We start from the raw sequence: 23199 nt of genomic DNA on the forward strand, positions 1-23199 counted from the left end.
TAAGCTTTAAATCACGATTAAAATTATTAATCTTCAAAAATTCAATCTACTATAGTGATTATAAAACAAATCACAGATCGTGTAAAGCCAGGAAATAAAAAACTTCAGCAGAAATCTGCTGAAGTTTTTTTTACTAATACTAATTGGATCTATTTTTAAAACTACGATGCTAATTATTGTAGCACAATTTTTTGAGTTTCTATTTTATTTCCATGATAGAGTTCTATAAGATAAATTCCCTTTGCATGATTTTGTAAATCCACAGAATAGGTTAATTCATTATTTCCCATAAAAAATTCGGAATCATAAATTGTTTCTCCCATAATATTCTTTATTAAAACTCTATAATTTTCTGTTATATCTGATTTATAATACAAAGTAAAAATACCATTGGATGGATTTGGAAATACATTAAATGCATCTTGTTTAATTTCCAACTCTTCTGTATTCGCTATTTTCATTCCGCCAATTGCACAATCATCTATTTCTGCCTTGTATTCACAACCGGAAGTAGCAACAAATCCTGCATTTAATTGAATATAGTCTGCTGCTTGGTATAAAATAATATTAGAACTTACACCGGAAATTGTAGCTGTTGCATTCGTGTGATCGCCGGTAATATATGCTTTATGTCCACTCTGCGCACCTGATAAAGTAAGTGAACCCGGACAGTTTACAGAAAAGTAATGATCATACGTTTTTCCATCATGCACCACTTTCACTCTGTAAGTGCCGGTGGCTAAAAAAACATAAGTGTAAGAAAACATTAATGTAATCGACTGATTGTTAGAAAGGGTTGTATAACTTGAATTATATATTGAAGTGCCTGATGAATTAAGAATATCAATAGTAAAATTATCTCCCACCAAAAAATCACGCAGTGAAACACTCATATAAATAGTGCCGGCAGAATTAAAATGATTAGAAAAATTCACATTTTCATTTTCACCACTTTCATATTCTGAACACGATTTATAACTGGGAGTAACATCATGTGTAGCCACTCTCAATACTTGAGGTTCATCATAAGGCTGCTGACTTATCCATTGGCTTTCGGTAACATCATCATTGCATCCTTCACTATCCCACCAAGGTTCTATATAAGAACATCCTTCACATGGCCTAACTTCAAAATGTAAATGTGGTCCGGTAGAATTTCCTGCACTACCAATTTTTCCTAGGTACTGACCGCTTACTACATCATCCCCAACAGAAATATTTGCAAGGCTACCAATCTTTAAATGTGCATATACAGTAACACTACCATCGGAATGTTCCAACGCAATAAAATTTCCATAATAGCCCCCATTAAAAGACTCGTAAACAAAGGAGTGTGGTGTAGCACAATTTCTATCAAAACTATTTCCATCAAACCATTCAATTACCTCACCATCTGCTGCGGCAATTACATCAACACTTTCATCATCCATCATTTGCCAGCCGAATGGAAATGGTACTATATCTACTCCATTGTGTTGATCATAATTTTTCGCATTACTTCCTGTGTTACACATCCAATCTTCTCTTGAGCCTTCAGTATGATTTATATCTGCAAAATTGGAGATGTACCAATAAGAATATACGCCATCAACTTCACGGTATTCATCACTCATTCGTAGTGGCCAGGATAACGGGACACTTACTGTTCTATTTGCACTTGTGGAGCCACCTGATTCAGTAGGTGAAGAGTACCCTTGCTCCAATTGATATTCCATATCGCAACCCGCCATTTTATCATCACTCAAAATAATTGCTTGAGAATAGGATGATAACGAAGCGTAAACTAAACCCATGCTGAGCAAGAATTTTAGTTTGAAATTAATTCGTTTCATGTCATTGTTATTTAGTGATGAATAATTATTTTTTCAACAATTCAATTTCTGCTTTTAATGCATCATTCTCTTTCTTCATTTCAATAAGATATAAAGTAAACTCTTCCATTTTTTCCATCATCAATTTTTGCATTTCACCCACTTCCAAACCATTGGTTTCAATTTCTGATGCGGCAGGAATATTTGGTAAATGATTGTTAGCAGAAATAAAGTTTTCCAATTCATTTAATGGCATTAATTTATAGTCTTCATTAAAAACATAATCCGGCCATGAACCTGATAATTGCACTTTTAATTCTTCGCACATTACTTTGCCATCCACACTTAATTTATATCCTGAAGCAGCAGTGTTTGTTCCGATGGTTACATTACCACCAAGTACCCCCATAGCAATATCACCACCTTCATAATTGAAATATAATTTAGAAACAGCACCATTATCACGACCTTGAATTTCATTATTATCCATTACAATATTTGTAGATGTTGTAGAACCAATAATAAAATATCCACCTGAACCTAATTCCGCATCAGAGCCACCGGAAACATGAAGTTTAACTGAAGGAGCACTAATTCCTATACCAGTATTTCCATTAATATATAATCCGTTTGCCGGAGGTGTTGAAGTAGAAAACATAGCGATGCCTCCATTACTATTTACATGCAGTTTGGTAGAACCATTTACTTGCACACGCATTGCATCTTCTCCAGATGAAGAATTAATATGCAGTCTTGAATCTGGCGATGAAGTACCCATACCTGTAACACCATTTATATATAATCCATTTATTGGAGCAGAACCACTTGTAAACATGGATATACCGCCATTGCTACCTACAATAAATTTCTTTACGCCATTTACTCCAGCTACAAATGATGATTCACCTGTTACTGAATTTGTATGGAGCTTAGCGCTTGGCGATTCAGTTCCAATACCCACTTTTCCTCCATCATCAGGAACAATGATTGCGTAATTATTTGTAGCACCTGTTGCTTTAGCCCATAAGCCATAATTCGTAGTTCCCACTCCTGTGCTTTTTGCAATTACACCATAATTACTTGTGCCGCTTGAACTGTTTGTGGCATATACAGCAGCAGAGTTTGTTGTGGTAGTGGCAGAACTCCAATTTCCTACATGACTTACAGGTGTATCAAAAAACAATAGGCCACTTGAATTGTATCCTAAAATACTTGTGGCATGCGTGGTAACTGTACCACCTGCGGATACAGTTTGGTCTGTTGCATATACTGCCATATCTTCTGTACTGAACAAACTTAAACGATTGCGGAAAGTAGCTTTGGCATTTGTATTAATATCACCCATACCAATGCGGCTGTTTTCATCATTAATAGATCCGGTTACTAATGCAGAACCATCCCATTTAGAAACTTTGTTGGTAGTGTTTGTTCCTACTTGTGGATCAGTTTCAGCACCACCTCCACCTGCGGATGCAGAAGATTGTGTTGTGCCATCCATAAACTTAATGGAGTTCACATACACTTCATTCCAATTTAAACCAACAGCACCAATATCTATAGTATTATTGGCATTTGGTATTAATGACTCATTAATTGAAGTTGCAGATAGATTAGACAATTGTTTGTTAGGTCCTTTACCTGCTAAAGCTGTCCATGCAGCCCCTGAATAATAATAAAAACCCGGTTGACTATTCGTTTGATAAATTAATAAACCTGCTGCAGGAGATCCAATTGCATCACGCTGAGCTTTCGTCATTCGGGGTGCCAGCATACCTTGTGAAGTGGAAGACAATTCAAGGATAGCAGAGCTCACTGGTGTGGAAGTTCCAATACCCGCACTTCCTGTTGCCGGAAAAATATTTTGTCCTGTGGACTTTATACTAAATCCTAAAGCAATAATGAATAATAGTAGAATAGAATTTTTCATACGTTTTGATTTTATGTTTTAATAAATGATTAACAAAAGCAAAAGTATGCTCAGTAAGAAGTGTTGGAAATACCGAGATTGGGGGAATAAGGAAAATTGTAATGCAGTAATTATACTTATTATTTCTAAGCTATAATTCTTACTTCCCGCATTATCTTATTCCGTATTATTATTTTCTGTAGAAATACTAATTGAATACAAAACAATTTGAATCACTTTTATAATGGTAAAGGAATTTTCTATCGCTTTCATTTACTTTAATAAATTAGATTTTTCAACTGTTACCGAATAAATTTTGAATACAACATTCACTCACCCGATTTGGGGATGGTACACAATAATTTTTCCCCATACATTTGTATAAAAAAAATATGAAACCATTTTATTTTTATTTTGTCATAAGCACATTCGCTACACAAATTACACTTGCGCAATCTTACGATCCTACATTCAACGGCAATGGTTTTGTAACCGGCCCTGATACTTATGCCGGAGTTAATCAAATTGAAATCCCCACCGATATTATTTATGATGAAGGTTCAGGAAAACTAATTATGCTCAACCAATTTAATGGCGATGGAGCAAATCTGCATCGGTTTAATTCGAATGGTTCGCATGATATGGATTTTGGTGTAGATGGAGTGCAAGGTTATGATATTGATATTTCAGATGATTATGTTAATGTTTTTGCTCACGATGGTGGGTACAGGCTTACAGGTATAGTTATCCCTGAAGCAGATGTTTATAGTCCGTTCAATGAGGATATATTAGAAAACGGTTTAGTCAATAATGCTTTTGGTGTTGATGGAATTATTATAGCAGAAAGTATTGAAAAATTTTTACCGCATGCCTCCTGTCATGGCAACTCCGGAAGATATATTATCGCAGGTGAAGATGTTGTTTATGCCAACGGTGCAGGGCTAATGTGTTTTAATGCAGATGGTAGTTTCGACAATCTTTTTAACTATATCACTTTAAGTATTAATGAGCGCACTGTTTTCAATAGTGTATTGGAGCTGCCTGACGAAAGGATTCTTGCTGCCGGTCACACGGAAGATATGTTTTCTCCTTTTAATGCATTCATTTGTTGTTTCCTACCTGATGGCTCTCTTGATGCCAGCTTTGGCGATGCAGGTATATTATATCCCGAACCGGATTTTGAACATGGTCAATTTCAAATTTCAGAAATGACTTTAGGAAGTGATGGAAATATTTTTGCAGCGGGAAATCTGGCTGCTGCTCCCGATTATTTTATAATGGCAATTAAATTTAATGATGAAGGAATTTTGCAACCTGAATTTGGCGATAATGGATATGTTTATCTTTCAGGCAGTATAGGTTTTCATGTGGCACAACTTGAGGCAAATACAGAAAATCAATTATATCTTTTAACTGAAAATCATTATACCACAGTTTACAAATTATTGAACGATGGCTCATTAGATTCTTCCTTTACTAATGATTTACCGGGTCAATTTAAAATTAATGTACCGGGCACTATTGAAGAAGATGATATTATTGGAACCGATATGCTTCTTCAACCTGATGGAAAAATTGTAGTGCTAGGATATACAGATGGATTATCGGGAAATGATGATTTTTTCATAACCAGAATTATAAGTAATGATACACCAGTAGCTATAACTGAAACTACATCGAAAAATATAATTTCAATTTTTCCTAATCCTGCAACAGATCAAATAAATTTTGAGTGTAATGAAATTATTAAGACTGCTGAAATAATTTCTTATGATGGCAGAATTGTCAACACTTTCACAATTAATAATTCAATAAATCAATTATCTATAAAAGATATTCCTCAGGGATTTTATATTTTAAAAATGGAATTAAATAATGGGAATCACTTAGTAGCCGGATTTGTAAAGCAATAAAAATGCTTGCAATTAAATTGTGTTTGCATTGGAATGAAGTAACTCATAAATTACAGAGGAACATTTAAAGAAATTTCAGTACCGTGATTTAACTGCGATTTAATACTTAATAATCCATTTAATTCTTTAGCACGCATTTGCATACTATCCAAACCATTGCCCGGCTGGATTGTATTAATATCGAAACCCTTACCATCATCTGTAATGAATAACAAAAGCTGATGCTGTGTATGATTTATTGTAACAATAATTTGTTTAGCCTCTGCATATTTCACTGCATTATTCACTGCTTCTTTAAAAATCAACAGAATATCTTTTCGTTGAATCATAGTTAATTCAATATCATCTGACATATTATTCTGAAATTCAAAAAGTATATTTCTTGCAGTACACATTTCAAATAAAAATTTTTCCATGCGTTGCAGAATATTTTCCATCTGGTCGTTGCGAGGATTTATCATCCAGATGATGTCATGCATCTTCTCAGCGGTTTCTTTTGCATTGATATTTATTTTACTCAACAATTCATTTAAATAATTTTCATTGTTATGTTGTGTGGAAGCAATTTCACTTAGCATTTTAATTGAACTGAGTGAACTGCCTACTTCATCATGCAAATCAATAGCTATTTCATTGCGCATGCGCAATTGCTTTACCTGTTGTTTAATGCGATAACGATTGCGCAACAATAAACCGAAAACAAGTAAAAGTGCAATAACACCAATAGCAATATTTCTTAAAACAATCTGTTCGCTTTTTTCTTTATCCTTCAATGTATTTTCAGTTTCAAGCAACAGTATTTGCTGCTCTTTTTCTGTAGTTTCAAATTCCTCTTTTAATCTTAATAATTCATTTGTTTGATCTAATGAATTCAAACTATCTTTTAAATTATTGTATTGCTTATATGCAGCCAAAGCAGATTCGGCATCATGCATTTCATCATAAATCTGATATTGCAATTGATATACATTCAGACGATAATTGTCAACGGAAATTTCCGTAAAAATTTGCAACGCAGAATCTAAATTTTGCAATGCATTAGAATACATTCCGGTTTCTTTATACACGCTTGCTATATTTAATAATTCATAACCTACACCGGTTGCAGAATTTAATTCTGCCATTCTTTTTTGCCTGATTAAAACTGGCAATAGAGAGATCATATTTTTTAAGAATCAAATAATCATCACCCAAATTTTCATAAGCAATTGCCTGATTGTACATATCCCCGGATTCATCATGTAATGCAATTGCTTTTTTATGCATTTCCACCGCTTCATTTAACCTGCCTGACATCTGCAATAAATTTCCATAACCACTATAACTATTTGCCAGAAAAGCTTTCAGATTATCCATTCCTTCAGATTTCATATTTTGATATATAGCTATAGATTTTAAAATATACTCTTCTCCTTTTTTAAAATCCCCGAGATCACGATAAATATTACATAAGGATTGATACACTACACCGAGTACAAGCGAATCTTGTTTATCTTCCATAATATTGATGGCTTTTAATTCATAATTCAATGCATCGGTATTTTTACTTTCTGATCTATACGAAAGCGCAATATTGTGATACAGTTTAGCCCTATCCTGATCTTTAATTTTTTCAATTTGTAATGCCTTATTATAATTATCTATTGAAAGTTTGTATAAACCTTTAGTGTGATAAGAAAGTCCCATTCCATTATAAGCAGAATATTTTTCGATTGTATTATCTAATTTCTCCGCAAGTGCTAGCGCTTTCTCTGCATAAAAAATTGCAGTATCGGGATTGCTTCTGACGAATAAAAAAGCATAATCATTATAAGTCTGCATAAGTTGAACTTCATCAGAGGAAGAATCAATAATGTGTTTTAAAGAATCAATATTTTGCTGTCCGAAAGAATGTATAGTTATCAGCAGAGCGATACTAAAGTGAATAGAATTTAAAATGGGCTTCATTGAGGATAAAAATAGTGAAAAGTGAATGGTGAAAAGTGAGTGGTGAGTAGTGAGTGGTGAGTGGTGAGTGGTGAGTGGTTAATAAAAAAATCAGTTATGAGTGATCAGTGATGAGTTTTTATTAGTGAATAGTGAGTGGTGAATGGTGAATAAAAAATTAGTAATGAGTGATGAGTTTTTTTAGTGAATAGTGAGTGGTGAGTAGTGAATAAAAAAAATCCGTGATGAGTAATCAATAATGAATTTCGTTGATGAGTTTTTTCATTGTCAACTGTCAATAGTCAACTGTCAATAGTCAAAGTTATCGCCAAAAGCCAAAAGCCAATAGCCTTTTAATGCAAAGACGAACGATAATTTTTTAACTTGAAACCTGAAACCCGAAACACTTTTTTTGTCAATGTCAAAAGTCAATTTTCTAAGTTTTTTTTCATTGTCAACTGTCCATTGTCAACTGTCAATTGCTTACTTACATCTTCACCCATTTCTGCACTGCCCTACCCTGTTCGGTAATTACTTCTGTAAAATAAATGCCGGGTGGCAAGTGAGAAATATCTGCTTGATTGTTTTGAAAATTTACTGGCATTAATTCTCCAACTAAATTAAATGTTTGGATGGTGTAATTATTTTCTTTTAATGCTAATTGTAAATGAAGAATGGTAGTGGCCGGGTTGGGAGATAAATGAAATAATTCTCTGGTTTCATTTAAAATATTTATGGTTAAATCCGGTGCACTTGCATTCTCGGATTTGTATATTGTATTTGTTGTAAGTATAAAGCAAGTATCATCATTAAAACAATATAAATCTTGATATCCAAAATCAAAATCTGATAAGATAAAATCAGTTCGATACCAATTCAATCCGCCATCATTTGTTTTAACCAAACTTGTAATATGGCTGGAGTCAATCTTTACATCATGTACTAAGGTATATCCAGATAAATTATCTAAAAAAAATAATTGCCCTTCGGATCGATATTTATATTCTATACCTATATTAATATCATAAAAACTCCAATTAAGCCCTCCATTGGTTGTACTACAAAAACCATCGTAACCCCAGCCAAATCCAGTATTTACATCTGTAAATTGCATAAAATAAGTTGGTCCAAACATATCATTATTGCTAAACCATGAGTATCCTCCATCTGTAGTTTTATATACCGTTCCTATATTATCCCAACCAATTAATTCGCCACAAACATAACCTGTGTCTTCGTTTATCATAGTAATAACATTAACTATACCTGTTGCTTCCATCAATGAGTATGAATATATATATCCATAAGGGAAATCACCTTGAATTGAATATATTAATGACCCCGACTGGAAAATTGCCAGCGATTTATGTAGATTGATATAATCTATATCAGATATTGGTATGAATGATTCCAAATTAGTTGGATATTTTATCCAAGTGACACCTCTATTCGTTGTAACAAAAAGACTATCAAATTCATAATTGCAACAAATGACAGCAGAAGAATCTGAAACGACATCCGCAAATTGAAAGTAAACATTATCCATAAATTGTTCTTCCCAATTATTACCACCATCATAAGTATTAATTAGGCTATTATAGGTTATTATAAAACCTGTGTCTTGATTAAAAAAAAATAATTCTTTAAAAGAAGGAGATCCTTCCCTATGAAAAACTGGTTCCCATTGGCAAAAACCATAGGCACAATTTATCAGAAAAAAAATTAGAATTAATAATTTATTCATAATTCAATTTTAATAAAGATTTTGTGATGATTTCTTCTTCTGTTATAAATTTAATTAAGTAAAATCCTTCACTAATTTTACTTATATCAATTGATTGACTTTCTAAATTGAATTTGATATCCATTTTTTGTCCTGAAATATTAAATACTTCAATAATTTACAATATCAAAAAATTCATTTCTATAATAGGCAGTATTAGATGCAGGATTTAATAAAATTATGTTATGGGTTTCTGCGCCCATTTGAACTTCAGTAGATGGATCATCTTCAAATATATCCATATTGAAAACAACTGGTTGTGAGTTTCTGAGAACCGGGTTGTGTAAAAAATTACTCATGGCAGTTAATTTTTAAGTTGATTGGATTTACAAGTGTAGAGTTTTATTTATCGAAATGCAAATTTTTTTTCTAGTGAATAGCGAGTGGTGAATGGTGAGTAAAAAATTAGTCATGAGTGATCAGTGATGAGTTTTTTTTGTGAATGGTGAATAGTGAAAGGTGAATAAAAAAATCAGTGATGAGTGATCAATGATGAGTTTTTTTTAACCTGAAACCCGAAACCCGAAACACTTTTTGTCAATAGTCAAAAGTCAATAGTCTAAGTTTATTTTTCATTGTCAATTGTCAATTTAGAGATACCTTATACTATATCATTTTTTTGACTTCTTTGCGGAAACCGATTTTTTAGCGGCTGTAGTAGGTTTACTTTTTTTAGCAGGAGTTTTTTTCACTGTCTTTTTTATTACTTCCAGTTCAATATCAAATTCAGAATTTTCTATTCCTTCAATAATTACTGAATTCATATAATTACCTGCCATCATTTTTTCGGGAACAGTTATTATCATATCAATATCAGTGGAATGCCCGGCGGGTAAATCGAATTTTGCAGGCTTAATTTTTAATTGAATACCTGCAGCAGATTTGCCATTTTCTGAAATGAATGTATTGTAAATAAATCTTCCGGTTTGTACACGACGCTCACCATTTTCAATTGTAAAATAGGTGGAAACCGTTTCTCCTTGATGTGCTAAAATATTAATTACATTCTTGGTATATTGAATTTTCTCTTCAGCAACTACTTGTTCCTTTTCTTTAGTGTTGGCGGTAGATTTATCTTGATCAAAAAAATTACTAATGCTTTTCGATGTGATAACACTCAGGTTTAATAAATTTTCAGTGTATGCAATATTTAAGCGCATTAAATTCGACACCGCATTACTCATTACTTCGTTATTGAAATTACTGATTTGACTCAGTTCTAATTTATTATTTAAAATTTTCTTGAATATTTCACCTGCCTCATCCATTATAGCTTTATTGGCCTCCCCGGATTTTTCCAACAGTGATTTATAAGAATTCAGTAATTCATTGATATTATCATTTTCCATAACTTCTATTTTTTTCTTTGAAGATTTACTTTGTTGCCAACTATTTGACCTTCAACAACAGGATTAAGAGTTACAGTTGAAACCGGTAGCTTTTCTTCACAATAAAAATGGCTTTGCCAACTTTGCCATTTAATAAAATAATCTTTTTCATTTCTCGGACATGCAACAGGAATATTTTCAAACGCATTTACTGCAAGTGAAAAACAAATATTTTGATTTACATCTTTTTCCCGAATAACAATTTCAGTTTCGTAGCTATAACCGGGCATATAATCCGCAGAAATCTGAAGTGTCATAGTAATTAATTGCGATGCACCGGGTTGCAGGGTAACAGTGATTTTATCAAGTGTTGGTTGAATATTAATTGTATTTCCATCTGCATCATAAATTGTGCGCACACCAATGCGATAAGTTTTTGCAACTAAGAAATCATTCTTTATTTTGAAGGGTACTTTAATTGTTTCGCCTGCATTTGCTTCCCGATGAATTGAGATAAGACAATTGGGAGGACACTCATTGCAAGGCGGACAACAGTCATTGCAATTACATCCGGGTACATGATTCGATTTGGATTTTTTTTCACCCGGGTTGGAAAATAACTTCCCGAATTCAGTCCACCATTCTGTATTTGCATTCAAATTATCTTTCATAATTTTTAATGTAGCATCATTCAAATTTTGAAAATTTGAGAATATATCGGTAATACCTTTGTTATTGTTTTTCATAATTTGCTTTTTGAATTTTATTAATTCGTGGTGTAGTATTTTGTACAATCTGATATTTTAATAATTGATTGAATATGCGAATTTCACCTTCATAAAATCTTTGCTCCTGCAAATCTTTTGGTAATTCTATTTGCACATGCAGTAAAATATTTTTTCCCGGCTCTATCACTTCACCTGCTTCTTTAATTGAAATTTTTACCCAATCAGCCATATCTTTTTTTATTCCATTCACAAAAGAATCTAATGTGGCTTCAGTTCCTTCAGTACCTTTTTCACGAACCGCATTGGATAAGTTTCTACAAATAATATCCATGTCAAGCATAGTATTATGGCGGATGTTTGGAATTGTAACCGGAATATTTCCCTGATTAACAAAATTAATTTCTCGGGTATGCACAGCTCCGGCATTTATACCTGAAAGCGTAAGATGATCCGGAGTAAATTGAATATCCAGATTTTCATGCACAATTAACTTTGCCTTTTTTAATTCGCCACCTATCTCCATCATCATTTCATAAGTGCCGGGAGGAGTTGTAGAATCTAATTGATGCAACATCTCAAAAGATTTTTTTGATTGGGGTAATAAGGCAGTATTAATCTGAATTCTATTCTGCATGTTTGGAACAGATGCTTTTCTATTTTTTTCAGATTTATCGGTAGAATGCAATGCAATATCTTTTATAAAAACAGATTCATCCATTGCATTATTTAAGGTGATATAACCCGCCAATTCATCAGGTGGCCCTGAAAGAATAATTTCATTTTCCGAACATGTGACATGTTTTGAAAACTTTTTGCTATCAACTCTAAGCATAACTAAAAATTAAACTATGAATTTATTTATTTCTTCTTGTGGCGGTCCGTGTTGCCTTTGTTTTTGCTTTTCTTGTTGCATTTGTAGATGCACCACTATTAGCATTTGAATTGGTATCTCTTTTTGCATTTGTATTTGCATTTCTGGTAGTGTCGGTATCTACTTTTCTCGTTGCATCAGTAGCTATATCTCTTGTTGCATCCGTTTTCGCTTTTCTTGTTGCATCCGTATCTACATTTCGAGTTGAATCAGTTTTTGCATCTCTTGTTGCATCCGTAGCCACCTCTTTAATATTTGTTGTATTTGTAATTACATTATCTGTTCGTGTTTGCTGCTCGGGAAAAGGTCGGGTGTCAGGCTCGCAACAACCATCCTCACATTTTTCAAAAGAATTGGGAATATAAGGTTCAGTAATTGCCTGTGATTCACCACTCACGCAAAATGAAAATATTTCCATTCCTAACATTTTAAAACATGCTTGCGAATAATTGGGCATGCGCACTCTCATTTTCGGTATAGCAAGTTCTTTAATATCATCCAATGTAAATTTTGGAAAATTTAAAAGATCAATTGCTGTTGAAATTGGTTTTGCAGGATCACCTTGTAATGTAGAAATTGTTGCAACTGGTTTTGATGTATCTCCGGTAATTAATGCAGTAACCGGTTTTGAGGAATCTCCTGTAACTAATGTTGCAATAGGCTTCGACGAATCTCCTGTTACAAGTGTAGCAATTGGTTTTGAAGAATCACCTGTTACTAATGTCGCCACAGGTTTTGAAGAGTCTCCGGTTATAAGTGCCGCAACAGGTTTTGATGGATCACCTGTTACTTTCGTTTCTACATCCATTGCAGTTATGGACAAGCCACCTGCAAGTGTGAAAGTATATTTTGATGGGATAGAAAATGAAGTTGACATATTCTTTTTGTTTTATCAAATGTAACTATTAAAAATAAAAAGTACAATAACGTCGAAGGTTTATTTATGCACGATTGTGTTAATGTTTTAAATGCATATAAAATTTGTCAATTTATTATTGCACATATTTTTCAATTGATCCTGATAATTTTCTAAAATTTGATGGAATGAGTTGAGCAAGAATTCCTTCAATTGATTTTGAAATTGTTTTATCCAGCATACCTATTCCGGGCAAAATATGTGTAGCATCAATATGTAAACTTCCACTAAATGTTAAGCGACATCCTTTGCCACCCAATGCAGAAATAAATTCGGTGGTTCCTTCACATTGCATCGCATTTTCAAAGTAGTGAGATTTAATTTTCCAATTAATGATTTTGTCTGCGGTATTCCAAACTGCGGTATCCGTCCAAATAAGCATATCTGGTTTAATATATTTTATTACAAATGATGGCAGTTGTGGTGATGCAGTCCAGATACTAATTACAGTGTTAGTATTGTTTGGCAATTGTATTCTGTCAATTACATTTATAGTTTTTAACTCAGCAACTCCTTCGGCAATATCAGGCAGATGATTTAACATAGTTTCCCAAACTTGTTCAGTTGGAATTTTTAATATACTTACCGTTGTAAAATCCATGAATTAATTATTGGGTGATGTTAAGTCAAATATAATTTTATTTAATCCTCAATCAAAATAAATGTTACTCAGAAATATTCTTATTTCTATATGCATAAATCTTTTCTGATAGTTTTATTGATGCCCTTAGCGAAGCCGGAATATGTTCTGAGGTAACCAACCAAGAAATAGTTTCTATAAAAGCATCTTCGGCTGATTGAGGAGAATAACCTAATTGTTTTAATTTATCAGAACTATACCAATAATATTTACCAACCATTTTTGCTTGTTCTCGAGTTGATGTTGGTCGGGTGTTAGTGAAATGATATAAGAATTCATGCATTGCAGATAATAAATATGCAGATGTATGCAGCACTTCAAAATAAGGACCGGACATACCACATAGTTCTGAAATCATGCTATGTATCTCTTTCCATTCCATATTCTCACTTCCTGCAATATATATCTCTCCACTCTTTCCATTGTGAGCTAATAAAATCATCGCCTTTGCAATATCTCTTGCACTAACAATATTGCAACCCCCTATCCATGTAGCCTTATAAGGATCTTTTAAAAAATTTACAATCATGCGATTGCTCTCAGTTAAATGAAAATCGGGAGCGCCAATTGTTATGGTTGGACAAATCGCAATTACTTCCACATTATTTTTCTTTCCTGTTTCAAATGCACTGTTTTCCTGAATCACTTTTGCTTTAATATAAGCAGGTGCATCATTAAAATTACCGGATTTATTTTCTGATAATATTTCTTTGGTATCACTTGCCCCAAGTGTAACAGATGAAGAAGTAAAAACAACTCTGCTTATATGATTTATTGCTGCTGCATGAATTACATTTTCCATGGATTGCTTTGCTTCTGCTATAAATGTTTTTTCATCATAACCCCAATACGCAAAAACTCCGGCAGTATGATAAATAAGTGCGCAGCCTTTTGCAGCTTTTGTTAATTCTTCTTCTGAATTGATATCACCAAAAGCAAACTCCACATTATAGCCGGATAGAATTTCAAGATTACTTGTTTTACGCACAAATACTTTTACTTCATCACCATTTGCCAGTAATTCTTTTACCAGATGATTACCAATTAATCCTGTTGCGCCTGTGACAAATACTTTCAATGTTATTTAATTATTACCGGTTAAATATTTCATATCTTTTTTAAGTGCATCTGATACACCACTTGCAAATTCTTTAAGAATATCCGCAGCATCTTTATCCGTGTTTCCGCCAAAATGCCGATAACCATTTTCATCAGTAACTGCTCCCAACTCATCCGTAGTTTTTTTATTTCTATTTACCCACTTTTCAATTATTCCGCTAAACACAGCAATTACATTTTTAAATTGTTCAGCTTCAAATGGTTGATTGTATTCATTATGTGCAATGAAATTTTCGTCAATAGTTTTTCCGCCTTTTACATTGCGACCTTCATATGCTGCTTCAAAATTTGCAATAGTTTTTGAAAAGAAATTATTGTAGGCATCTGATACCAAGGCATTTTTTACTTTAGGTAAATAATCCATGTTAATTACCTGAAAAAATAAAGGCAACGTGAATTTCTGTCGGGCAACAATTTTTATTTGCGTAATATTCTTTCCGGCTGCACTTATTTCCACCATGCCATCATCATAATCCGCAGAGTTATTCAAACTCTTGATTGTTCGCCAATACATTGTCTCTTTATTGCTTGCATATTCAATGCATTCAATTTTACAAACGTCAATATATTTTCCACCGAAAAAAACCATCCAATTGGGTTGCGGTAAATACAAATCTCTTTCTGCCTGATGAATGATTTTATTTTTTTGATTATACTTAACAGGAATTCGAGCTCCACCAATATTATCAAACATGAATTGAACACTTTGTGCAATATCCACTTTGGCAATAAATGCAGAGAAGTTGTAAGGTAATGTCCGTGTATATTCAAACAATACTGAATCATCGATATATCTCCATTTCAACCCATTTGCATCGGGTTCAATATGCTCAACTATTTGTGCAAGCGGTTTAATATAGTTTACAACATCCTGATAATTTTTGCTGCTGAATTCTGCGGGATCAAATCCCAAGTCGGTATCTTTTCTGAACACCTTTTCTTTATCATATAATATTTGCCACGACTCAATAAATTTTTGAATATTACCTAAAGAGTAATTTAAAAATATAAGTGCAGAATAAGCTAAAGGATGTTCATCAATATTTTTTATAATTGGCGATAATATTTTATTCACTTGCGAATCTGCAATATTTTTAAAAGGAAAAATATCTGTATCAATTTCCTGTAACCAAGCTTGAGAAAGTTGTCGCATTACCGGATTTATATTTCTTGCTTTTACAGATTCTGAAAATGTAAGCGAAACATTTTTCCATTCAGGATAAATAGAAAGATCACCCGTTAATTTATAATTTTCCGGAAGTCCTGCATTTTTTAATGCGTAACTATTCATGGAAGATGCATAAGGATCCAGTCCCATTTTTAAAGCCGCAGCCCAATCAGTTAACAAGACATGATTACCGGCAATAAATGTTTTGGTTTCAATAGGATTTTGATGCAAAGCACCCAGCGAACCATGATTGCTTTCATACGCATCAATAATGCAGAAATCCACTTCATTGCGATTGTACAATGCAAGCGCAACTTCATCCGGTTTATATTTAAAATAATAATGAAAATGCTTTGCTTTTTCAGGAAGAATATCAATGAGACTATTCAGGCAAAGTGAATAATAAAATTCCTCATCGGTTTTATTTTTAGATATTATAATTCTAAAATCTGCTTCCAGCCAATCTGCAGAAAGCATTTCATTTTTTAAAACACAATTAGAATCAAAATTTGCAGGTGATAAATTTTCACTCAGATTAATAATATCATAAGGATGATTTCCCGGAGTAATATATTTATATCCGACAAGATCTGCCAGAATATTTACATCACGATTTTCAAGATAGAAATCAGTGGAATTATCAGAACCTGCAATCACGCAGTTTACAAATCCTTTTTCTACAAGTGTATCAATTAAATATTCTACAAGTGCAGGTTGAATACAAGTGGAAGAATTGAGAACAAAAAAATCAATATCCGGCTTTATAAGTATCCGGAAATGTTGTTTCGTCTTTTTTAATTTTTTTCTTTTTGCTTCAATAGCTTTCCAAAAACCCGATGTATTAAGCATGTTATCAAAGAGAAAAAACATATCATCTTCTCTGCTGGTAACAATGGAAACTCTTGATTCAGGCATATTGCAATTGCAGTTTGACTATTTATTCTTTGTATTCTTTAACGTCTGCAATCCTTTAAATGCAAAGTCTGTCATACTTAATGCAAGTTCCTTTTGTGTGGCAATAATTACTTTAGCTAAGGATTTACTCTGTTGAATAACATTATCGTTATTGCTTTTTTTATCCGCAGTAGAAGTAAACAAATTATTTTGCAAAGAAATAGTTTGTTCTGCAACCTTATCGCAGAGTATAAACCAATCTTCGATTCCTTGCTTCACTTGTGGCTCTGCTTTTTCTGCTTGCTCAAAGTAGAAATCAAAAATGTTGTCAAATGGGTTGGATGTTTTTTTTTCGTCTTTCATAATATTTTTTTTAAAATAATTTATACCGGACTTTTTAAATAACTATGATGAAAACCTAATCTGGGATCTGCCATTTTTGTTGCGTAAGGAGTAAACTCCTGTATGTCGGGCATATTAACTCTTATCCTTTTATTTAATGAGGGATAATCATAAATGGTGATATGATTCATACCTCTGTTTGCTGTAAATAATAATTGCTGATTGTCGGATAACTGGCAGGCATGTATAGAATCCATAAAACGAAAACGGCTTACTCGCAGCGCAGTTAAAATATGTTTAGTACTAGTAAAAACTCCACCTCTGAGCATCACATCAAAAATAGTATTAGACACGGTTCTTTTATGATTTAATAACTCCGAAAAATCCGGCTTTTCATCAATCATTCTAAAATCTGAAAAATTATTCAAATCAATAAATACGATTGTATGACTCCCTCCATTGCAAAATATTAATTCTGTATCAGAAATAGTAACATCAGAATTAATATGTGAAGGTATTTCACGACTACAACACCAATGGCGTAACACTCTTTTTTCTTTTGCATCAATTTCAAAAGCGTATTCTTTAAAAAATGCAATTGCCCATTCGTGATAATCCTGATGATCTTGCGGTAACACACGAAATGAAACGGCATAAAAAATATCTTTTTGCGGATGCGGAATTAAATGCCAGCAAGTAGCAGGCAGATCAATTTTTGTGGCCTCGCCTGTTTCCATATCGAGTACACCCACCATTTTTGCTTCACCATTTTTGCCAAATGTTGGATTATCCATACTGCCGTAGCATAAATATTTTTTAGAAGCAGTAAACTTCATGCTATGTGGCAACATCAGTTTATGGGCTCCGAGCTTTTCTCCCTTTCTTAAATTATTAATATTGAATTTGTAAAAGTAATCGCCGATAGCAGCAATAAATTCAGTTGAATTAAGCCAGGCAACATGCGTACTACCTCTTATGCTGGTATCATTAATTTCTAAATTAAGAGTGGTAATTCGGTCTAATTCGTTTAAGGAATGTGGATCGTACAAGGCAAGATGTTGACCTGAAGTACCCATGTAACCATGCTTTCCATCCGGACTTAAACTCACAGCATGCCCGCCTGCCATTCCATTAAAATATTTTACTTTAAACGCAAAAGAATTGTCTGAAGGATCAAATAAAAAATTACAAACACCTGCCATTCCCTCAAGTCCATTAATTCCATTACCATCTAAAGCAATTTGAAAGGAATAAGGATATTGTTTCATTGAGTGAATTGGTTACAGAAGTTTTAACTGAAAATATTATTCTTCAAATATAAATATTATTATAAAACTCTGCTTGATTCTAGAAACCAGTTTTTAACCGATGTATAAAAGCAGGTTAAAACTTGTATGCCATTTTACATTATAATTTTTGAAAAGGCATTACATAATTTTCATTTTCATTTTTCAGTTGAAGAAAATAAAATCCTGAAGGCAAGTGCTGAACAGAAATTGTTTTGTAAGAAGTATGATTAATTATTTGTTCACTTATTAATTCGCCGTTGCTATTTACTATTTGCAAGGTATATATTGTATTTACATCCGGAACTTGAATTATTAAATTATCAGAAACAGGATTTGGGTATAAAGTAATTGACAACTCATTAATAGATTGAATTGCAACCGGTGTTGAAGTAGTAAATCTGCTTACACTCCATTCGAAACTAAGTCCCCCGCCGCCAATAGTGCCAGCCCTGTTCCATCCAGTTACTACAATTTTACCATCGTTTTGAATAGCCATTGCCTCACCACGATAATCGGGGTTTCCAGTAGAAAAAATAGTTTTACCTTCAGTTCCAAAAGTATTGTCCAAACTGCCATCCTCATTCAATCGAATGACTACACATTTGATAGTATCAAATTGATCATTATAACCGGTAATCAAAATTTTTCCATCACTTTGTTCAGTTATAAAACGACCATAATCGGGTCTGTCACCTAAATCAATAACAGTAATACCATCTGTACCAAATGAAGTATCCATAGTTCCATCGGCATTAATTTGCAGAGCAAAAGGATCATAATCTCCGCTACCTGGAGTTATGCTACCACAAAATAATATTTTCCCATCCTCTTTAATAAAAGAGGAGCCGCAAAAATCAAAGTAAACAGATATTGCAAATACAGCAATCCCATCCTCCCCAAAGGAAGTATCAAAACTTCCATCTTCATTTAACTTTATTGCAAACACATCCCTAGATGTTCCATCCATAGCAGCATAACCTGCCAACATAATTTTGCCATCGGGTAAAACATGTACATCTGATGAACTATTATCTCCATATCCAAAATCATAAATAAATTGTCCATCAATAGAAAAACTCTCATCTAAACTTCCATCAGAATTAAATCTTACTAACCCTATTTTATAAAATGAACCCGACGTACCGGTGCCGTACACTAAAATTTTACCATTGCTTTGTATAGCAACTGCAGTTGGAAAATCATTTTGGTAGAAGACATCTTGTTCTGCAATACCATCGCCATCAAAAGATGTATCTAATGTGCCATCGGTATTAAAACGAATTGCTGCATAATCATAATAATCACCATTTTTTTTGTGTAACACCGTTACTAATTTTCCATCATCCTGAATGGCTAACGGAATACTTTGTTCAACAAATTGTGAAATACCCAGATCAACACTTGCAATACCATCTTCACCAAATGAGGTATCATAAGTGCCATCAGGGTTTAATCTGATAAGAACAAGATTCGTAACTGTCCCATCTATTGTTCCTGCGGTTCCTGACACCACAATTTTTCCATCGGGCTGTATTATTAATCCTTGAGGAACGTCATACTGTGGTCCGAAAGCAGTAGTGAATGTTCCTGTATCGCCGAATGTAATATCTAAAACTCCCGAGGTTTGAGAATAACTTATAAATGATTGCAAAAGAAGAAAGGAAGCAACAAAAAAAATTCTATAATAAAATGATGTGAGTTGTAAAGTTGTATTTTTCATAAGAGTTTAGTTTTAAATATTCGAAGTAAAATTCTATCATTTTTAAACAAAACAACATACCGAGATTGGGGGAGAGTAATAAAAAAATTCAGTGTTATTTTTAATTCAATATGCGATTACACAATCCTATCTTTCAAGGCTAATGCAACAGCTTCTGTATTAGAGTTCACATGCAATTTAGTATAAATGTTTTTCATGTGTGTCTTTACAGTTTCGGTGGAGATATGCATTTCATCCGCCATCATTTTATAGCTTCTCCCTTTTACAAGATGTTGCAGAATTTCCTTTTCTTTTTCAGTGAGTTTATAGTTGTGTTGACTCGGCAGAGAAACATTATTTTTAAATAAATCAAACACTTTTCTTGCAATAGAAGGCGTCATGGGCGAACCACCGCTGAATACATTTTGAATAGCTTCTATATAACCGGAAGGCGTTGTAGTTTTTAAAATATAACCGGAGGCACCGGCGCAGATAGCTTTAAATACATATTCATCTTCATCAAACATGGTTTGCATCAGCACCTGAACTGTAGGTAAATGTTCTTTAATTTTTGTTACCGCATCAATGCCATTCATGCCCGGCATTTCTATATCCATCAACACCACATCAGGTGTATGTTGTTTTAATTGAAACAATAAATCTCGACAGTCGGGATAAATACCAATGCATTTAAAACCCGGTGTGCCACCGATAAGAATTTGTAAACTCTCCCTAAGGTGTTTGTTATCTTCGAATATAGAAACTTTGATATCCATTGTTTTCTGCAAATATGTTGCAACATTAATACATTAAAAATACCGAAATAAGGGGAGATGAAATTTATTTCTCTTCAATTATAAAATTCTATTTCTACTTTTTTAACTTAAAATAAAAACGAAAATAAATAAGCTACTATCGCTACAACAAAAGCAAGAATAGCAACCGACCCTACAATGACTCCAAACTTTGCTTTCCAAATTTCATTAGAAGATTCCATTTCTTTCTTTATTCTTTGCAATGCTATAATCCCTAAAATGAATGCAGTAATTGTAAATAAATAAGCAAGCACAAGAAAGAAAAGACTCATTGAAAATGAAAACAGAACAAATAATAAAAGTGCTAATACAAATATGCCGAGACCAGTTACACCAAAAAGGAAACTCAGATTTGCCATAGAGAATTTCTTCTTCTCCGTATTCTTTTCTTCCAGTTTTTTTTCTTCTTTATCCTTTGTATTCCTATCTTCCTTTATATCCTGACCATTCGTTGTGAGTTTTACCATTTCTGGTTTTGCATCATTCAATTTATAATCACGTTCTTCAAAATAAATTCCACTGGCATCAGAAGAATTTATTTCAGTTAGAAAAATTGGTTCTATTTCAATTGAAGCTATGGTGCTATTATTCTTAATTACTATTTCAGGTGTTTTACCTTCCATAGGTAATTTAGTGAGATGTCTGTTACCTCCTTTGCTCGCTGCGCAGGAACTGAAAAGGATAAGAAGTAAAATCGAAAATAAAATAGATATTCTTTGCATCATATTAATTTCTAAAAATAAGAAAAGAAATTTCTCTCCTATCACTTTCGAATGCAATCTATGAATGTATAATTTTGCTTCAACTATTTTTTATGCAAATACGCAAAAGTGCAACAGCATGGTGGGGGCCGCCAAAAAAATTTGAACCACTTCAAAAAGAGCGCAGGATAAGTTGGTTGGAATTATTCTTTGATCTTGTGTATGTGATTGCAATCTCACACATCACACATCATTTAGCAGTGCATATAAGTTTCGACAGTTTTTTGGAATATTGTTGTCTGTTCACACTTATATATTGGGGCTGGCTGAATGGAAGTATATATCATGATTTGCACGGAAACGAGGGACTGAGAACCCGACTAATTACGCTTTGGCAAATGATGATTATTGCAGCGATAGTAATTGCATTAGAGATAAATCCGGATCCACATCACCATTACATCATCATTGTGTTTATGATTATGCAATTGTTTATTACTTATCTGTGGTGGAGTGTGGGCTTTTATGATAAAGAACATCGTCGTTACAGTTGGCACTACATTTTACTTTATCTGATTTCATTTGCTCTTATGGGTTTAAGTTTGTTTTTGCCGGATAACTCACTTCAATTTATTATTCCTTTTATAATTATTTGCAACTATAGTCCACCATTTATTTCATACTTTTTTCTTAACCCCTTATCCAGAGAATTCAATCTGTCATCCAGCATGTTCGAACGATTAGGATTACTCACTATAATACTCTTTGGCGAACTTGTACTCGGTGTAGTAAATGGTGTAATTGGAATACATACATTCGATTTTTCATTGTGGTTAAATTTCGCTTTAGCAATGACTATTGCTTTTGCATTATGGTGGATATTCTTTACAGTAATTGCCGCACGGGAAGCGAAAGATAATTTTTTAAGAGCTTCATTATTAGAGTTAATTTATCTTCCAACAATTATAGCATTGGGTTTTCTTGCTGCAATTTTTTCTTCTTTTTTTGGTGAGGCCTCCACAGTGGATTTACAACCATTATTTGGATATGGGATTGCCGCATTTTTAATTTCTATCAGTTTGTTAATCGGACTACTGAAGTATCCAATTCAATTTGATGATTTAATAGCAAAATTGCGACTATCCATACTTATCACAGGTGTTGTGTTTATTATTTTCTCTCTGCTAAACCTTCCCCTTTCTCAAACATGGTATTTAATTTCTGTAATTGCGATACTCACAATGGAAATACTCTATTTAAATTTCATGTATTACAGAAGGGTTTCACAAGATGGAATTAATCTGCAAGAAGAAATATAATTAATAGAAAAGTTAAATTTCGATAATTGTA

The 23199-nt window shown here is 33.1% G+C and carries 21 protein-coding genes; 2 read left to right on the top strand and 19 right to left on the bottom strand.

Annotation, left to right across the window (positions count from 1 at the left end):
• Positions 1-173 precede the first annotated feature (173 nt).
• Together IPN31_13205 and IPN31_13210 are read right to left on the bottom strand one after the other, a co-directional pair.
• The gene (locus IPN31_13205) at positions 174-1832 is read right to left on the bottom strand and encodes a peptidoglycan DD-metalloendopeptidase family protein (protein MBK8682832.1); all 1659 of its coding nucleotides are present in this window, start codon (positions 1830-1832) and stop codon (positions 174-176) included.
• Positions 1833-1857: 25 nt separating this feature from the next.
• Positions 1858-3738 carry a hypothetical protein gene (locus tag IPN31_13210; protein MBK8682833.1) on the bottom strand — a complete coding sequence of 627 codons (1881 nt, stop codon included), beginning with the start codon at positions 3736-3738 and terminating at the stop codon, positions 1858-1860.
• A 371-nt stretch (positions 3739-4109) separates the two neighbouring features.
• Here IPN31_13210 and IPN31_13215 point away from each other — a divergent pair, with 371 nt between their 5' ends.
• The gene (locus tag IPN31_13215) at positions 4110-5630 is read left to right on the top strand and encodes a T9SS type A sorting domain-containing protein (protein ID MBK8682834.1); all 1521 of its coding nucleotides are present in this window, start codon (positions 4110-4112) and stop codon (positions 5628-5630) included.
• 50 nt (positions 5631-5680) lie between these two features.
• Here IPN31_13215 and IPN31_13220 read toward each other — a convergent pair whose 3' ends face one another.
• The 17 genes from IPN31_13220 to IPN31_13300 form a co-directional block, all read right to left on the bottom strand.
• A complete protein-coding gene (locus IPN31_13220; protein ID MBK8682835.1) occupies positions 5681-6754 on the bottom strand; it encodes a hypothetical protein in 1074 nt (357 codons plus the stop codon).
• Positions 6717-7577, bottom strand: coding sequence for a tetratricopeptide repeat protein (locus IPN31_13225; protein ID MBK8682836.1), 861 nt, complete (start codon positions 7575-7577; stop codon positions 6717-6719). The genes IPN31_13220 and IPN31_13225 overlap by 38 nt, the downstream gene beginning before the upstream one ends.
• Before the next feature lie 466 nt (positions 7578-8043).
• Entirely contained in the window at positions 8044-9300 is a 1257-nt protein-coding gene (locus IPN31_13230) for a T9SS type A sorting domain-containing protein (GenBank protein ID MBK8682837.1), read from the bottom strand.
• The gene (locus IPN31_13235; GenBank protein ID MBK8682838.1) at positions 9293-9424 is read right to left on the bottom strand and encodes a hypothetical protein; all 132 of its coding nucleotides are present in this window, start codon (positions 9422-9424) and stop codon (positions 9293-9295) included. The genes IPN31_13230 and IPN31_13235 overlap by 8 nt, the downstream gene beginning before the upstream one ends.
• 25 nt (positions 9425-9449) lie before the next feature.
• A complete protein-coding gene (locus IPN31_13240) occupies positions 9450-9638 on the bottom strand; it encodes a hypothetical protein (protein ID MBK8682839.1) in 189 nt (62 codons plus the stop codon).
• A gap of 312 nt (positions 9639-9950) precedes the next feature.
• Positions 9951-10688, bottom strand: a complete 738-nt coding sequence (locus tag IPN31_13245; protein ID MBK8682840.1) for a hypothetical protein — start codon at positions 10686-10688, stop codon at positions 9951-9953.
• A 5-nt stretch (positions 10689-10693) separates the two neighbouring features.
• Positions 10694-11413 (bottom strand): hypothetical protein, encoded by a 720-nt coding sequence (locus IPN31_13250; protein MBK8682841.1) that lies wholly within the window; start codon positions 11411-11413, stop codon positions 10694-10696.
• Entirely contained in the window at positions 11400-12227 is an 828-nt protein-coding gene (locus IPN31_13255) for a hypothetical protein (protein ID MBK8682842.1), read from the bottom strand. Before IPN31_13255 ends, IPN31_13250 begins: the two co-directional genes overlap by 14 nt.
• Positions 12228-12249: 22 nt before the next feature.
• Positions 12250-13143, bottom strand: coding sequence for a hypothetical protein (locus IPN31_13260; GenBank protein ID MBK8682843.1), 894 nt, complete (start codon positions 13141-13143; stop codon positions 12250-12252).
• A gap of 115 nt (positions 13144-13258) precedes the next feature.
• The gene (locus IPN31_13265; protein ID MBK8682844.1) at positions 13259-13783 is read right to left on the bottom strand and encodes a hypothetical protein; all 525 of its coding nucleotides are present in this window, start codon (positions 13781-13783) and stop codon (positions 13259-13261) included.
• A gap of 64 nt (positions 13784-13847) precedes the next feature.
• On the bottom strand, positions 13848-14900 hold the full coding sequence (locus tag IPN31_13270; protein ID MBK8682845.1) for an NAD-dependent epimerase/dehydratase family protein: 1053 nt from the start codon (positions 14898-14900) through the stop codon (positions 13848-13850).
• 6 nt (positions 14901-14906) lie between these two features.
• Positions 14907-17024: a DUF362 domain-containing protein gene (locus tag IPN31_13275; GenBank protein ID MBK8682846.1), complete on the bottom strand. Its 2118-nt coding sequence runs from the start codon at positions 17022-17024 to the stop codon at positions 14907-14909.
• 18 nt (positions 17025-17042) lie between these two features.
• A complete protein-coding gene (locus IPN31_13280; GenBank protein ID MBK8682847.1) occupies positions 17043-17366 on the bottom strand; it encodes a hypothetical protein in 324 nt (107 codons plus the stop codon).
• A 20-nt stretch (positions 17367-17386) separates the two neighbouring features.
• Entirely contained in the window at positions 17387-18613 is a 1227-nt protein-coding gene (locus tag IPN31_13285; GenBank protein ID MBK8682848.1) for a hypothetical protein, read from the bottom strand.
• A 139-nt stretch (positions 18614-18752) separates the two neighbouring features.
• Positions 18753-20354, bottom strand: a complete 1602-nt coding sequence (locus IPN31_13290) for a T9SS type A sorting domain-containing protein (protein ID MBK8682849.1) — start codon at positions 20352-20354, stop codon at positions 18753-18755.
• Between the two features lie 116 nt (positions 20355-20470).
• Entirely contained in the window at positions 20471-21109 is a 639-nt protein-coding gene (locus IPN31_13295; GenBank protein ID MBK8682850.1) for a response regulator transcription factor, read from the bottom strand.
• A 107-nt stretch (positions 21110-21216) separates the two neighbouring features.
• The gene (locus IPN31_13300; GenBank protein MBK8682851.1) at positions 21217-21873 is read right to left on the bottom strand and encodes a hypothetical protein; all 657 of its coding nucleotides are present in this window, start codon (positions 21871-21873) and stop codon (positions 21217-21219) included.
• Positions 21874-21962: 89 nt separating this feature from the next.
• Here IPN31_13300 and IPN31_13305 point away from each other — a divergent pair, with 89 nt between their 5' ends.
• Entirely contained in the window at positions 21963-23168 is a 1206-nt protein-coding gene (locus IPN31_13305) for a low temperature requirement protein A (protein ID MBK8682852.1), read from the top strand.
• The last annotated feature ends 31 nt before the right edge of the window (positions 23169-23199 follow it).

The sequence above is a fragment of the Bacteroidota bacterium genome (genome assembly GCA_016715425.1).
Lineage (GTDB): Bacteria > Bacteroidota > Bacteroidia > Chitinophagales > BACL12 > JADKAC01.

Excerpts from the sequence above, each read along its gene's own strand:
- IPN31_13205 (MBK8682832.1), bottom strand. The coding sequence starts at position 1,832 with ATGAAACGAATTAATTTCAAACTAAAATTCTTGCTCAGCATGGGTTTA.
- IPN31_13210 (MBK8682833.1), bottom strand. The coding sequence starts at position 3,738 with ATGAAAAATTCTATTCTACTATTATTCATTATTGCTTTAGGATTTAGT.
- IPN31_13215 (MBK8682834.1), top strand. The coding sequence starts at position 4,110 with ATGAAACCATTTTATTTTTATTTTGTCATAAGCACATTCGCTACACAA.
- IPN31_13220 (MBK8682835.1), bottom strand. The coding sequence starts at position 6,754 with ATGGCAGAATTAAATTCTGCAACCGGTGTAGGTTATGAATTATTAAAT.
- IPN31_13225 (MBK8682836.1), bottom strand. The coding sequence starts at position 7,577 with ATGAAGCCCATTTTAAATTCTATTCACTTTAGTATCGCTCTGCTGATA.
- IPN31_13230 (MBK8682837.1), bottom strand. The coding sequence starts at position 9,300 with ATGAATAAATTATTAATTCTAATTTTTTTTCTGATAAATTGTGCCTAT.
- IPN31_13235 (MBK8682838.1), bottom strand. The coding sequence starts at position 9,424 with ATGGATATCAAATTCAATTTAGAAAGTCAATCAATTGATATAAGTAAA.
- IPN31_13240 (MBK8682839.1), bottom strand. The coding sequence starts at position 9,638 with ATGAGTAATTTTTTACACAACCCGGTTCTCAGAAACTCACAACCAGTT.
- IPN31_13245 (MBK8682840.1), bottom strand. The coding sequence starts at position 10,688 with ATGGAAAATGATAATATCAATGAATTACTGAATTCTTATAAATCACTG.
- IPN31_13250 (MBK8682841.1), bottom strand. The coding sequence starts at position 11,413 with ATGAAAAACAATAACAAAGGTATTACCGATATATTCTCAAATTTTCAA.
- IPN31_13255 (MBK8682842.1), bottom strand. The coding sequence starts at position 12,227 with ATGCTTAGAGTTGATAGCAAAAAGTTTTCAAAACATGTCACATGTTCG.
- IPN31_13260 (MBK8682843.1), bottom strand. The coding sequence starts at position 13,143 with ATGTCAACTTCATTTTCTATCCCATCAAAATATACTTTCACACTTGCA.
- IPN31_13265 (MBK8682844.1), bottom strand. The coding sequence starts at position 13,783 with ATGGATTTTACAACGGTAAGTATATTAAAAATTCCAACTGAACAAGTT.
- IPN31_13275 (MBK8682846.1), bottom strand. The coding sequence starts at position 17,024 with ATGCCTGAATCAAGAGTTTCCATTGTTACCAGCAGAGAAGATGATATG.
- IPN31_13280 (MBK8682847.1), bottom strand. The coding sequence starts at position 17,366 with ATGAAAGACGAAAAAAAAACATCCAACCCATTTGACAACATTTTTGAT.
- IPN31_13285 (MBK8682848.1), bottom strand. The coding sequence starts at position 18,613 with ATGAAACAATATCCTTATTCCTTTCAAATTGCTTTAGATGGTAATGGA.
- IPN31_13290 (MBK8682849.1), bottom strand. The coding sequence starts at position 20,354 with ATGAAAAATACAACTTTACAACTCACATCATTTTATTATAGAATTTTT.
- IPN31_13295 (MBK8682850.1), bottom strand. The coding sequence starts at position 21,109 with ATGGATATCAAAGTTTCTATATTCGAAGATAACAAACACCTTAGGGAG.
- IPN31_13300 (MBK8682851.1), bottom strand. The coding sequence starts at position 21,873 with ATGATGCAAAGAATATCTATTTTATTTTCGATTTTACTTCTTATCCTT.
- IPN31_13305 (MBK8682852.1), top strand. The coding sequence starts at position 21,963 with ATGCAAATACGCAAAAGTGCAACAGCATGGTGGGGGCCGCCAAAAAAA.